The 12,403-nt window shown below is 73.0% G+C and carries 12 protein-coding genes and 1 rRNA gene; 3 read left to right on the plus strand and 10 right to left on the minus strand.

Features of this window, described 5'->3' with window-relative positions; genetic code table 11:
- Positions 1-181 precede the first annotated feature (181 nt).
- The 4 genes from recN to B100_RS0115235 form a co-directional block, all read right to left on the minus strand.
- The gene (gene recN / locus B100_RS0115220; protein WP_024885304.1) at positions 182-1,900 is read right to left on the minus strand and encodes a DNA repair protein RecN; all 1,719 of its coding nucleotides are present in this window, start codon (positions 1,898-1,900) and stop codon (positions 182-184) included.
- Between the two features lie 168 nt (positions 1,901-2,068).
- Positions 2,069-2,974 (minus strand): NAD kinase, encoded by a 906-nt coding sequence (locus B100_RS0115225; RefSeq protein WP_024885305.1) that lies wholly within the window; start codon positions 2,972-2,974, stop codon positions 2,069-2,071.
- Positions 2,971-3,786, minus strand: a complete 816-nt coding sequence (locus tag B100_RS0115230) for a TlyA family RNA methyltransferase (protein WP_024885306.1) — start codon at positions 3,784-3,786, stop codon at positions 2,971-2,973. The genes B100_RS0115225 and B100_RS0115230 overlap by 4 nt, the downstream gene beginning before the upstream one ends.
- Positions 3,787-3,793: 7 nt before the next feature.
- Positions 3,794-4,123 (minus strand): hypothetical protein, encoded by a 330-nt coding sequence (locus B100_RS0115235; protein WP_024885307.1) that lies wholly within the window; start codon positions 4,121-4,123, stop codon positions 3,794-3,796.
- Between the two features lie 42 nt (positions 4,124-4,165).
- Between B100_RS0115235 and B100_RS0115240 the strand changes: the two genes are divergently transcribed.
- On the plus strand, positions 4,166-4,513 hold the full coding sequence (locus tag B100_RS0115240) for a sterol-binding protein (RefSeq protein ID WP_024885308.1): 348 nt from the start codon (positions 4,166-4,168) through the stop codon (positions 4,511-4,513).
- A gap of 81 nt (positions 4,514-4,594) precedes the next feature.
- Here B100_RS0115240 and B100_RS0115245 read toward each other — a convergent pair whose 3' ends face one another.
- The 4 genes from B100_RS0115245 to B100_RS0115260 form a co-directional block, all read right to left on the minus strand.
- The gene (locus B100_RS0115245; RefSeq protein ID WP_064751472.1) at positions 4,595-5,455 is read right to left on the minus strand and encodes an ABC transporter ATP-binding protein; all 861 of its coding nucleotides are present in this window, start codon (positions 5,453-5,455) and stop codon (positions 4,595-4,597) included.
- A complete protein-coding gene (locus B100_RS0115250; protein ID WP_024885310.1) occupies positions 5,452-6,489 on the minus strand; it encodes an iron chelate uptake ABC transporter family permease subunit in 1,038 nt (345 codons plus the stop codon). The genes B100_RS0115245 and B100_RS0115250 overlap by 4 nt, the downstream gene beginning before the upstream one ends.
- Positions 6,486-7,529, minus strand: a complete 1,044-nt coding sequence (locus B100_RS0115255) for an iron chelate uptake ABC transporter family permease subunit (RefSeq protein ID WP_024885311.1) — start codon at positions 7,527-7,529, stop codon at positions 6,486-6,488. Before B100_RS0115255 ends, B100_RS0115250 begins: the two co-directional genes overlap by 4 nt.
- 66 nt (positions 7,530-7,595) lie before the next feature.
- Positions 7,596-8,624, minus strand: coding sequence for an HAD hydrolase-like protein (locus B100_RS0115260; protein ID WP_024885312.1), 1,029 nt, complete (start codon positions 8,622-8,624; stop codon positions 7,596-7,598).
- Between the two features lie 72 nt (positions 8,625-8,696).
- On the opposite strand from B100_RS0115260, the gene B100_RS0115265 reads away from it, so the two are divergent.
- Positions 8,697-9,986, plus strand: a complete 1,290-nt coding sequence (locus tag B100_RS0115265) for a DUF1015 domain-containing protein (RefSeq protein WP_024885313.1) — start codon at positions 8,697-8,699, stop codon at positions 9,984-9,986.
- A gap of 74 nt (positions 9,987-10,060) precedes the next feature.
- Here B100_RS0115265 and B100_RS37235 read toward each other — a convergent pair whose 3' ends face one another.
- A complete protein-coding gene (locus tag B100_RS37235; RefSeq protein ID WP_024885314.1) occupies positions 10,061-10,858 on the minus strand; it encodes a tetratricopeptide repeat protein in 798 nt (265 codons plus the stop codon).
- 552 nt (positions 10,859-11,410) lie between these two features.
- On the opposite strand from B100_RS37235, the gene B100_RS37240 reads away from it, so the two are divergent.
- The gene (locus B100_RS37240) at positions 11,411-12,049 is read left to right on the plus strand and encodes a hypothetical protein (RefSeq protein ID WP_199785252.1); all 639 of its coding nucleotides are present in this window, start codon (positions 11,411-11,413) and stop codon (positions 12,047-12,049) included.
- A gap of 86 nt (positions 12,050-12,135) precedes the next feature.
- On the opposite strand, the gene rrf is transcribed toward B100_RS37240, so the two are convergent.
- A 5S ribosomal RNA gene (gene rrf, locus B100_RS0115275) occupies positions 12,136-12,252 on the minus strand.
- Positions 12,253-12,403: the final 151 nt, after the last annotated feature.

Genomic DNA, 12,403 nt, shown 5'->3' on the forward strand with positions numbered 1-12,403 from the left:
ACGGTCACGACGAACGTACCGAAGGATCCCGCGGAGGGGTGTACCGCGCGGCGTCCTCCGCGTACTCCGTCAAGCATGCCAGGACACACGGCCGTTCCGGGAAACGCGCGGGCGTACGCCCGTGTCCACACGGGACGCCACATCACCCGTACGGATGACGGAACTTTGCCTTCCGGTGGGGCTAGCCGTCCCCGCGGGCCGCCGCCAGCAGCTCCTCCGCGTGCGCCCGGGCCGTCTCGGAGTCCTCCTGGCCGGCCAGCATCCGGGACAGCTCCCGCACGCGGTCCTCGCCTTCGAGCACCTTCACGCCGGACCGGGTGACCGAGCCGTCGTTCGTCTTCTCCACCAGCAGCTGCCGGTCGGCGAACGCGGCCACCTGCGGCAGATGCGTGACGACCACGACCTGAGCCTTCTTCGCCAGACGGGCAAGGCGCCGGCCGATCTCCACCGCCGCCTTGCCGCCGACGCCGGCGTCCACCTCGTCGAAGAGGTACGTCGGCACCGGGTCGGTCCCCGCGAACACGACCTCCACGGCCAGCATCACGCGCGACAGCTCACCGCCCGACGCGCCCTTGGCGATCGGCCGGGGCGGCGCCCCGGGGTGCGGGGCCAGCAGCAGCTCCACCTCGTCCACGCCCGACGGCCCGTACGCCACCGTGCGCCCGTTCACCTCGACGCCCTCGGGGTCCTCGGTCTGCCGGATGTCGAACGACACGCGCGCGTGCGGCATCGCGAGCGACGCCAGCTCCTCCGTCACGGCCGCCGCGAACCGCTCCGCCGCCTCCGCCCGGGCCTCCGACAACTCCTGCGCCAGCACGCCCAGTTCGGCCCGCAGCCCGTCACGCTCGGCGGTCAGCTCCCCGATCCGCTCGTCGTCGCCCTCCAGGTCGGTGAGCCGTGCGGCGCTCCGCTCCGCCCAGGCCAGCACCTCGGCGACGTCCTGGCCGTACTTGCGGGTCAGCGCGGTGAGCGCCGCCCGCCGCTCCTCGACCGCCGCCAGCCGCAGCGGATCGGCGTCCAGGTCGTCGGCGTAACCGGCCAGCTCGCCCGCCACGTCCCGCAGCAGGATGCCGATCTCGCCGATGCGGTCGGTCAGCGCGGCCAGCGCCGGGTCGTGCGCCCGTACCGCCTCCAGGGCCCGCTGGGCGCCCGCCACGAGCGTCCCGGCGTCGACGCCCTCGGGGTCCTCCGGATTGCCCGCGAGCGCGGCGTGCGCGACCGCGGCGGCCGACGCCAGCGCCTCGGCGTGCCCGAGCCGCCCGGCCTCCTCCGCGAGCTCCGTGTCCTCGCCCGCGCGGGGCTCGACGGCGGCGATCTCCTCCAGCCCGAAGCGCAGCAGGTCGGCCTCCTGGGCCCGCTCCCGCGCACGGGTGGTGATCTCCTCGAGCTCGGTGGTGACGGCCCGCAGCCGCTTGTACGCCTCCGTGTACTTGCCGAGCGGCACGGCGACCGCGTAGCCCGCGTACCGGTCGAGCGCCTGCCGCTGCCGGGACAGCTTCAGCAGACCCTGCTGGTCGCTCTGCCCGTGCACGGCCACCAGGTCGTCGGCCAGCTCGGCCAGCAGCCCCACGGGCACGCTCCGACCGCCCAGATGCGCCCGCGACCGACCCTCGGCCGAGACGGTACGGCTGACCAGCAGCGTCCCCTCGTCGAGCTCGGCCCCGGCCTCCTCGGCGCGCACCACGGCCGCCGAACCGTCGGGCACGGCGATCCGTCCCTCGACCACGGCGTTGCGCGCGCCGATCCGCACCAGCGCCGCATCCGCGCGTCCGCCCAGCAGCAGGCCCAGGCTGGTGACCACCATGGTCTTGCCCGCACCCGTCTCACCGGTGACGGCGGTGAAGCCTGGTGACAGCTCGACGACGGCATCGTCGATGACACCGAGCGACCGTATCCGCATCTCCTCTAGCACGACACCGACCTTACGAGGTCGACGCTGCGGGATGCGACCGCCCCGCCTTTGTCACCCACGGGAGTGTCCCCTCCTGCAGGGGCGCGGGCAACGGCGCGACAGGCCACGAACCACCCGCCGCCGCCCACGCTCAGGCAACCACCCCCATCGAGACCGCTACTGCGGCGCCCCCCGCCACCCGGACACGGGCAAGGCGAACTTCGCTACCAGCCGGTCGGTGAAGGAAGCATGATGCAGCCGAGCCAACCGCACCGGCACAGCCCCCCGCCGCACTTCCACCCGCGCGCCCGCCGGCAGCTCGACGGTCCGCCGCCCGTCGCACCACAGCACCCCCGGCGGCACGTGCGGCAGCACCTCCACCGCCAGCACCGAGTTCGGCGACGTCACCAGCGGCTTGGCGAACAGCGCGTGCGCGCTGATCGGCACCATCAGCAGCGCCTCGACCTCCGGCCACACCACGGGCCCGCCCGCGGAGAACGCGTACGCGGTGGACCCGGTGGGCGTGGCGCACACGATGCCGTCGCAGCCGAAGCCGGTCACCGGCCGCCCGTCGATCTCCAGGACGACCTCCAGCATCCGCTCGGCGGACACCTTCTGCACGGCCGCCTCGTTCAGCGCCCAGTCGGTGTGCACGATGTCGCCGTTGCGGTGGACCACGACGTCGACGGTCATCCGCTCCTCGACCTCGTACGCCCGGCTCACCACCCGGTCGACGACCTTCTCCAGGTCGTCCCGCTCGGCCTCGGCGAGGAAGCCCACGCTGCCGAGGTTGACCCCGAGCATCGGCACCCCGGAGGCGCGGGCGAACTCGGCGCCGCGCAGCAGCGTTCCGTCACCGCCGAGGACGATCAGCAGCTCGCAGTCGTCCAGGCACTGCGGGGTGGCCTCCTTGACCGTCTCCACGTCGCCCGGGAGCGGCAAGTCGCGGGCCTCTTCCTCCAGGACCCGCACCCCCAGTCCCGACCGCAGCAGGCCCTTGACCACCAGTTCGGCGCTGCGGATGGCCGCGGCGCGCCCGGTGTGGGCCAGCAGGAAAACAGTACGAGCTCGGTTCTGCGTCAACGCGGCCCCTCCGCCACAGCACGGTCAACATCGGCCGGGTCCAGTTCCGGTGCCCCGGCCCGCAGCCACAGAAAGTATTCGACATTCCCCGAGGGTCCGGGCAGCGGACTTGCCGTCACGCCCTTCGCCCCGAGCCCCAGCTCCCAGGCCCTGGCGGCCACCCCTCGGACGGCCTCGGCGCGCAGCTGCGGGCTGCGCACGACACCGCCGCTGCCCAGCCGCTCCTTGCCCACCTCGAACTGCGGTTTCACCATCATCACCAGATCGGCGTCCGGCGTCACGCACCGCTTCAGAGCGGGCAGCACCAGGCCGAGCGGGATGAACGACAGATCCCCCACGACAAGATCCACTGGCTCCCCATCGATGACCTCGAGCGTCAACTCCCGTACGTTCGTACGGTCCTTGACGGTCACGCGTTCATCTTTCTGCAGAGGCCACGCGAGCTGGCCGTATCCGACGTCGACCGCGACCACGTGCGCGGCCCCGGCCCGCAGCAGCACATCGGTGAAACCGCCGGTGGAGGCGCCGGCGTCGAGCGCCCGCCGGCCTTCGACGACCAGCCCCAGCGGCACGAAGGCGTCCAGGGCACCGGCCAGTTTGTGACCACCGCGCGAGACGTAGTCCGGGTCGCCCGCGTCCTCGACGACCACGATGGCGGCCGCGGTCTCCACCTGGGTGGCGGGCTTGGTCGCCACCGTCCTGCCCACGCTGACCCGCCCGGCGGCGATCAGCTGGCTGGCGTGCTCGCGCGAGCGCGCCAGCTTACGGCGGACCAGCTCCGCGTCGAGACGGCGGCGTGCGACTCCTGCCACGTTCGGTTCAGCTCCTGTGTCCTTGTGCCGGCGGGGGCCCCGGGCGGGTGTCGAGCGCGGTGAGCGCGTCGCGCAGCCCCCGGTGTACATCCTCGTACACCTCGAGGTGGCCGTCGGTGGTGAGGTGGTCGGCGTCGGCCAGCCGCTCCACGTGGGCGTCGATCTCCGCGCGTCCGGTGGGGGTGCGCGGCACGCCCAGGGGGGCGGGACCGGCGGGGCCGTCGTCCTGCGGCGGCCGGGGCGCGGTCCGCTCCGGCTCCGCGGGGCCGTGCTGCCCGTCCCCCCGGGCCCCGGCGTCCGGCTCCGTGACCGCCACCTGCGGCACTGCGTCGTTCATGCCTCGACGCTACCGCGAACGGCTGCGGTACCGTCGTGCGCGATGGCCACGATCGAGGAGTGCCGTGCCGCACTCGACAAGCTTTCGGACACCATGGGGAGCGCCGAGGGGGACGTCCGCGCGGCGGCGTCGATGGACCGGTCGGTCAGCTGCCACATCACGGACCTGGACGTGACCTTCGCGGGCCGCCTCACCGGAGGCCGGATCCGGGTGCGGGAGACCCACCCCGGTCCGCCGCGCGAGAAGGCGCAGATACGGCTCGCCATGACGGGCGACGATCTGGTGGCCCTGGTCGACGGGGAGCTGCACTTCGCGCGGGCGTGGGGGTCGGGGCGGGTGCGGCTGGAGGCGGGGCTGCGCGACCTGTTCACGCTCAGGAAGCTGCTCTAGCACCCGCCTCGGGCCCTTCGTGGTCCCCGCGCGGAGCCGCTCGACCTTGGTGGCCGCCGCTCGGACCTTCGTGACCTCCGCTCAGACCTTCGTGACCTCCGCCTTCACCCGGGACGCGCGGGCGGCCGGCACCACCAGCGGGGTTCCCGTCTCGGGGTCGTCGATGACCTGGCAGCGCAGCCCGAAGACCTCCTCCACCAGTTCCGCGGTGACGATGTCCTTCGGCGCGCCCTGGGCGACCACCCGGCCGGCCCGCAGGGCGATGAGGTGGGTGGCGTACCGGGCGGCGTGGTTGAGGTCGTGCAGGACGGCGACCAGGGTGCGCCCCTGCTCGTGCAGGTCCGCGCACAGGTCGAGCACGTCGATCTGGTGCTGGATGTCCAGGTAGGTGGTCGGCTCGTCGAGCAGCAGCAGCGGCGTCTGCTGGGCGAGGGCCATCGCGATCCACACGCGCTGACGCTGCCCTCCGGAGAGCTCGTCGACGTAGCGTTCCGCGAGGTCGGCTACGCCGGTGTGGGCCATCGACTCCTGGACGACCCGCTCGTCCTCGGCGGACCACTGGCGCAGCAGGCTCTGGTGCGGGTAGCGGCCGCGGCCCACCAGGTCGCCCACGGTGATGCCCTCGGGCGCGATGGACGACTGGGGCAGCAGGCCCAGGGTGCGGGCGACCTTCTTGGCGGGCATCGAGTGGATGGCCTGCCCGTCCAGCAGGACCCGTCCCTCGGACGGCTTGAGCATCCGGGACAGGGCACGCAGCAGGGTGGACTTGCCGCAGGCGTTGGGGCCGACGACGACGGTGAAGGAGTTGTCCGGTATCTCCACGGACAGCTGTTCGGCGATGACCCGCTGGTCGTAGGCCAGGGTGACGTTCTCGGCGGACAGGCGGTTCACTGTGCTCCTTCGGGGGTTCGGCTCGCTGCGGTCGGGGCCGGCGGGGCTCATATCCGGCCCGCCCTGCGCTCGGTGACCAGCAGCCACAGCAGGTAGACACCGCCGAGCACGCCGGTGACGACGCCCACGGGCAGCTGTTCGGCGCCGAACGCCCGCTGGGAGACGAAGTCCGCGAGGACCAGCAGGGCCGCGCCCATGCACATGGCGGCCACGAGGTTGGGGCCGGGCGAGCGGGTCAGGCGCCGGGCGAGCTGCGGCGCGGTGAGCGCGACGAAGCTGACCGGTCCGGCGGCGGCGGTCGCCGACGCGGTGAGCAGCACGGCGGACAGCATCAGCACCAGCCGGAGGCGTTCCACGCGCACCCCGAGGGCGTTGGAGACGTCGTCGCCCATCTCCGTCATGCGCAGCGCCCGGGAGTTGGCGAGGACCACGGGGACGAGGACGGCGCACAGCCCGAGCAGTGGCCACACCTGCTCCCAGTCCCGCCCGTCGAGCGACCCGGTCATCCAGACGACGGCGCGCGCCGCGTCCACGATGTCGGACTTGGTGAGCAGGTAGCCGTTGACCGCCGTGACGATCGCGGAGACACCGATGCCGACCAGCACCAGCCGGTACCCGTGCACGCCGCGCTTCCAGGCGAGGACGTAGATGGCGGTGCCGGTGATCAGCCCTCCGGCCAGCGCGCCGAGGGCCACCTGGTTGGCGCTGCCGGAGAACAGCACGATGACGGTGAGCGCGCCGGCCGTGGCGCCCTGCCCGAGACCCAGCACGTCCGGACTGCCCAGCGGGTTGCGGGAGATGGACTGGAACAGCGCGCCGCCGAGCCCGAGCGAGGCGCCGACCAGGAGTCCCACCAGGACCCGGGGCAGCCGCAACTCGGTGACGATGAACTCCTGTCCCGCGTTGCCCTGGCCGACGAGGGTGGTGAGCACGTCGGAGGCGGACATCGGGAAGTCGCCGGTGCCGATGAGCAGCACGCTCGCGCCGAGCGCCAGCAGCAGCAGGAGCACGACGACGGTGAAGGCGCGGACGTCCAGCCGGACCGAGAGGCCGCCGGGGACGCGCACCGCACGGTTGGTCTTCACAGCTGGGCCGTCCTCCGCCGTCGTACGAGAAAGATGAAGACCGGGCCGCCGATGATCGCGGTGACGATGCCGACCTGCAGCTCGGCGGGCCGGGCCACGATCCGGCCGAGCACGTCGGCGCCGAGCAGCAGCACCGGCGACAGGATCGCCGCGTACGGCAGGATCCAGCGCTGGTCGGGTCCGGTGAAGGAACGCACGACGTGCGGCACCATCAGGCCGACGAAGACGATCGGCCCGCACGCTGCGGTCGCGGCTCCGCTGAGCATGGTGGCGACCAGCATGGACAGCGCCCGGGTGCGGTTGAGGTCGGCGCCGAGGGCCTTGGCGGTGTCGTCGCCCATGGCCATGGCGTTCAGCGGCCGGGCGAGCGCCAGCGCGAGCAGGCTGCCGACGACCAGGAACGGCACCACCTGCTTGACGGCCTCGGGGCTGCCGGAGGCGAGCGACCCGACCGTCCAGAAGCGCATCCGGCCGAGCGCGGCGTCGTCGAGGATCATGACGGCCTGGAGATAGCCGTAGAGCGCGGCACTGATGGCCGTGCCGGCGAGCACCAGCCGCACCGGGGTCGCGCCCCGGCGGCCGCCGAGGAACCACACCACCGCGCCGACCGCGGCCGCCCCGCAGAACGCGAACCACACGTAGCCGGACAGCGAGGTGACGCCGAAGAAGGTGATGGCGGTGACGACCGCGGCGGAGGCGCCCGCGTTGAGGCCGAGGAGTCCTGGGTCGGCCAGCGGGTTGCGGGTCAGCGCCTGCAGCACCGCCCCGGCGAGCCCCAGCGCGGCGCCGGCGAGCAGGCCCAGCAGGGTGCGGGACAGCCGGTCGGACACGACGGTGTCGGTGTAGGTGCCCGACGCGTGGAACAGCCCGTGCCAGACCTGCTCCAGCGACAGTTCCTTCGCCCCGACCGCGATGCTCGCCAGCGCGACGAGCACCAGCAGCGCGAGCGAGACGAGCAGACCGACGGCGCGTATCGCGCGGCGGTTCGGTGGCGCGGGGGCGGTCTCCGCGCGCTGTTCGGGGGGACTCTCGACCAACACCCGGTTAGGTTAGCCTACCCTCCAGTTCGATCACGATCCCCGGGGACCGCCGCGCCCGGCGGGGCGTCACAGACCCAGCCGGGCCAGCGCCTTCCCCGCGTCCAGCCCGCACGCGTCCTCGCCCGCCGACGTCCAGGCCGCCGCGCACAGCGCCCGCAGCCCGTCCACGGCCTCGCCGTCACCGTCCAGCTCCAGTCGTCCGGCACCGGCCGTCGCCGTCCAGCCGCCGCACCGGAAGCCGCCGTCCACCGTGACGACCTCGGGCTGCCCGGTGAGCAGCCCCCGCAGATCGGCGTCCACGTACGTCGGCCGGTGCTGCGGCGGCGCCGCCAGGAGCTGCGCCCCGTCGGTCACCCCGGTGAGCACCAGCAGCGAGTCCACCCCGCCGTTGAACGCGCCCTCGATGTCCGTGTCCAGCCGGTCCCCCACCACCAGCGGCCGCTCGGCGCCGGTACGCAGGATCGTCTCCCGGTGCATCGGCGGCAACGGCTTGCCCGCCACCTGCGGCTCGGCACCGGTGGCGATCCGTACGACCTCCACCGCCGCACCGTTGCCCGGCGCGATGCCCCGGCCGCTGGGGATCGTCAGGTCGGTGTTGGACGCGAACCACGGCAGCCCGCGCGCGACGGCGTAGCTCGCCTCGGCGAACCGCCCCCACGCCAGCTCCGGCCCGCCGTACCCCTGCACGACCGCCACCGGCTCGTCGTCCGCCGACTCCATCGGCTCGAGACCGTGCTCGCGCAGCGCCACCCGCAGGCCCTCACCGCCGACCACCAGCACCCGGGAGCCCTGCGGGACCTGCTCGGCGACGAGCCGCGCCACCGCCTGCGCCGAGGTGATGACGTCACCGGCCTCGGCCGGTATGCCCAGCTCGGTCAGGTGCGCGGCCACGGCGCCGGGCGTGCGCAACGCGTTGTTGGTCACGTAGGCAAGCCGCATACCGCCGTCGCGCGCCGTGGCGAGTGAGGGGACCGCGTGCTCGATGGCCTCACCGCCCGCGTACACCACTCCGTCGAGGTCGAGCAGCGCCGTGTCGTACGCCTCGCTCAGGGCCTGCCCACTGCCCTCGGGCCTCGTCCTGACGCTCCGGCTCATTCCGCATCGCTCCTCGTTCGACGGCTTTCCCCCGATCATCCCCCATCGCACCGACACCCGTACGATGCCGGGATGAACACTGCAGGTCACTCGAAGGCAACGGCGCCCCGAGGCCTGGAACTCACCCCGTTCCGAGGCCTTCGCTACGACCCCGACCGGGTCGGCAGCCTGGCCGCCGTGACATCTCCGCCCTACGACGTCGTGGTCCGCCCCGACGGCCTGCACCACCTCCAGTCCGCCGACCCGTACAACATCGTCCGGCTGATCCTGCCCGAGGCCGCCACCCCTGAGGAGCGCAACGCCCAGGCCGCCGAGACGCTCCGCCGCTGGCGCGCCGAGGGCGTGCTGACCACCGACCCCGAGCCCGGCCTGTACGTCTACGAGCAGCGCGACGGCGACGGCCTGGTGCAGCGCGGCGTCATCGGCGCCCTGCGCGTCTCCGACCCGGACGAGCACCTGGTGCTGCCGCACGAGGACGTCATGCCGCACATCGTGGCCGACCGCGCGGATTTGATGCGGGCCACCTCGGCGAACCTCGAACCGCTGCTGCTCACCTACCGGGGCGACGGCGCGGCGACCGCCACGGCCGACCTCATCGAACGCACGGCCGGGCAGCCGCCGCTGCTGGCGACCACCACCGAGGACGGCGTCCACCACCGCCTGTGGTCCGTCACCGCCCCCGCCGACCTGGCCGTGGTGAGCGGTGAACTCTCCGCCCATCAGGCCCTCATCGCCGACGGCCACCACCGCTGGGCGACCTACCGGCGGCTGCGCGCGGAGCACCCGTCCCCCGGCCCGTGGGACCACGGCCTGGTCCTCCTGGTCGACACGGCCCGCTATCCGCTGCGGGTCCGCGCGATCCACCGCCTGCTGCACGACCTGACGGTCACCGAGGCCCTGGCCGCGCTCGACGGCCGGTTCCGCGTCCGCCGCCTGGACCTGCCGCTGCCGAAGGCCATGGACGCGCTCGCCGGGTCGGCCGCGACGGGCAACGCGTACCTCCTCGCCGGGGACGGCGCCTTCCACCTCGTCGACCGCCCGGACCCGGGTCTGCTGGCCCGTACGGTCCCGGCGGACCGCCCGGAGGCCTGGCGCACCCTCGACGCGACGGTCCTGCACGCCACGCTCCTCGACCACGTGTGGCGGGTCCCCGACTCCCCCGCGCACATCGCGTACATCCACGACACGGCCGCCACGGTGGAGAAGGCAGAACGCGACGGCGGTACGGCGGTCCTCATGCACCCGGTGCACGAGGACGTGGTCCGGGACCTGGCCCGCCAGGGGGTGACGATGCCCCGCAAGTCGACGTCGTTCGGCCCGAAGCCGGCGTCGGGTCTGGTGCTGCGCGCACTCGACCTCTGAGCGTCCGGGTACGCGAAGGGGGCGGGTCCCGGTCGGGACCCGCCCCCTTTCACTTACCTTCCGCCCGGCGGACGTCAGTCCTTGTCGTCGCCGTGCTGCTCCTGCTCGTCCTGCTTGTCCTGCTTGTCCTGCTTCTGGGCACTGTCGGTGTCGTCCGCGGCCACGTCGACGTCGTCGTCGCCGTTCTCGTCCTCGATGAAGGCGTCCGTGAACTCCACGCCGTCCAGCTCGGCCAGCCGGTCGGAGGCGTCCGTGCTGCCGTCGCGGTCGGCCTCGACGGCCTTGGCGAACCACTCGCGCGCCTCGCCCTCACGGCCGGCCGCGACCAGCGCGTCGGCGTAGGCGTACCGCAGACGCGCGGTCCACGGCTGCACGGAGTTCGACGCCAGCTCGGAGCTCTGCAGGGTGACGATCGCCGCGTCCAGTTGCCCCATGTCACGTCGGGCGCCGGCCGCGACGAGCCGCATCTCGACCTGCCCGGCCTTGTCCAGCTTCTGCACCTCGGGGGCGCCGGCCATGTCGAGCGCCTTCTCCGGCCGTCCGAGCCCGCGCTCGCAGTCCGCCATCAGCGGCCACAGCTCCACGGTCCCGGTCATCCGCCGCGCCGCCCGGAACTCGGCGAGGGCCTCGCCGTACTTCTGCGTCGCGTACGCGGCGAACCCGGCGGCCTCCCGTACGGCGGCCACACGCGAGGCGAGACGCAGGGCAACCCGCGAGTAGGCGTAGGCGCGCTCGGGCTCCTCGTCGATCAGCCGGGCGACCATCACCAGGTTCTTGGCGACGTCCTCCGCGAGCGTCTTGGGCAGGCTCTGCAGCTCCTGCCGTACGTCCTTGTCGATCTCCTCGCCGGTGACGTCCTCGGGGATCGGCAGCCGCTTGATGGGCTCGCGGTCACGGTCCCGCTCGTCACGGAACCGGCCGCCGCCCTGGCGGTCGTCACGCCCACGGAACCCGCCGGGACGGCCGCCCCGGTCGTCCCGCCTCGGCCCACGGCCCCGGTCGTCACGGCCTCGGTCGTCACGCCCACGGTAACCGCCCCGGTCCCCGCCACGACTGTCCTCGCGACGGAAGCCACCGCGGTCGCCGCGGTTGTCGGTGCGGTCGCCCGAACGGCTGTCGGTGCGGCTGTCGGTGCGGCTGTCGTTGCGCCGGAAGCCGCCACGGTCGTCACGGCCTCGGTCGTCACGGCGCCCGTATCCGCGGTCGTCCTCGCGACGGAAGCCACCGCGGTCGCCGCGGTTGTCATCGCGACGGAAACCGCCACGGTCGCCGCGGTTGTCATCGCGACGGAAGCCGCCACGGTCGTCACGGTTGTCGCGCTCCGGACGGTCGTCGCGACGGAAGCCGCCCCGATCGCCACGGTCGTCGCTGCGGCCCCGGTAGCCTCCGCGGTCGCGGTCACCACCCCGGTCGTCACGCCGGCCGTGCCCACGGTCGTCCTCGCGACGGAAGCCCCCGCGGTCGCCACGGTCGTCCTCGCGACGGAAACCCCCGCGGTCGCCACGGTCACCGCGGTTGTCATCGCGGCGGAAGCCGCCACGGTCGCCACGGTTGTCGCGCTCCGGACGGTCGTCGCGACGGAAGCCGCCCCGATCGCCACGGTTGTCGTCACGGCGGAAACCGCCACGGTCACCACGGTTGTCGTCACGGCGGAAACCGCCACGGTCACCACGGTCGTCGCTACGACCCCGGTAGCCACCGCGGTCGCCGTCACGCCGGTCCTCCCGACGATCGTCCCTGCGGTCATCGCGACGGTCGTCCCTGCGGTCGTCGCTGCGACCCCGGTAACCGCCGCGCTCACCACCACGGTTGTCGTCCCGTCCGCGGAAGCCGCCACGCTCGGGCCGGCCGCCGCTGCGGTCACGGTCCCGGTCGCGGTCGCGGTCGTCGCGACGGAACGCGGGGCGGTCACCGTCCCTTCGGAAGCCGCGGTCGCGGTCGTCGCCGCGACGAGGGCCTCCGCGCTGGCCGCCGCGGTCGGGGCGGTCCGAGCGGTCACCACTGTCCCGTCGCCGCTGGTCGCGCTCCGGTCGGTCCTCGGGAGAGTTGGTGGCCATCGGTAACTCCTGTCTTAGGTACTGCAAGCATAAATAGAAAAAGACCCCTGGTCCCAGCTGAACGCTGGTGACCAGGGGTCCTTCCAAAGATTGTTCGGCGGCGTCCTACTCTCCCACAGGGTCCCCCCTGCAGTACCATCGGCGCTGTAAGGCTTAGCTTCCGGGTTCGAAATGTAACCGGGCGTTTCCCCTACGCTATGACCACCGAAACCCTAATGGTTTCGAGCGAACAAGCACACTTTTCTTTTGTCTGTTCTACTCAAAGCCGACAACGGTCGTTGTCTCAGAACTAACACAGTGGACGCGAGCAACTGAGGACAAGCCCTCGGCCTATTAGTACCGGTCAACTCCACACGTTAC

This window comes from Streptomyces sp. CNH189 (genome assembly GCF_000527195.1).

Bases quoted from the DNA above. Each gene is read 5' to 3' on its own strand.
- recN (WP_024885304.1), bottom strand. From the start codon at position 1,900: ATGCGGATACGGTCGCTCGGTGTCATCGACGATGCCGTCGTCGAGCTG.
- B100_RS0115235 (WP_024885307.1), bottom strand. From the start codon at position 4,123: ATGAACGACGCAGTGCCGCAGGTGGCGGTCACGGAGCCGGACGCCGGG.
- B100_RS0115240 (WP_024885308.1), top strand. From the start codon at position 4,166: ATGGCCACGATCGAGGAGTGCCGTGCCGCACTCGACAAGCTTTCGGAC.
- B100_RS0115245 (WP_064751472.1), bottom strand. From the start codon at position 5,455: ATGAGCCCCGCCGGCCCCGACCGCAGCGAGCCGAACCCCCGAAGGAGC.
- B100_RS0115260 (WP_024885312.1), bottom strand. From the start codon at position 8,624: ATGAGCCGGAGCGTCAGGACGAGGCCCGAGGGCAGTGGGCAGGCCCTG.
- B100_RS0115265 (WP_024885313.1), top strand. From the start codon at position 8,697: ATGAACACTGCAGGTCACTCGAAGGCAACGGCGCCCCGAGGCCTGGAA.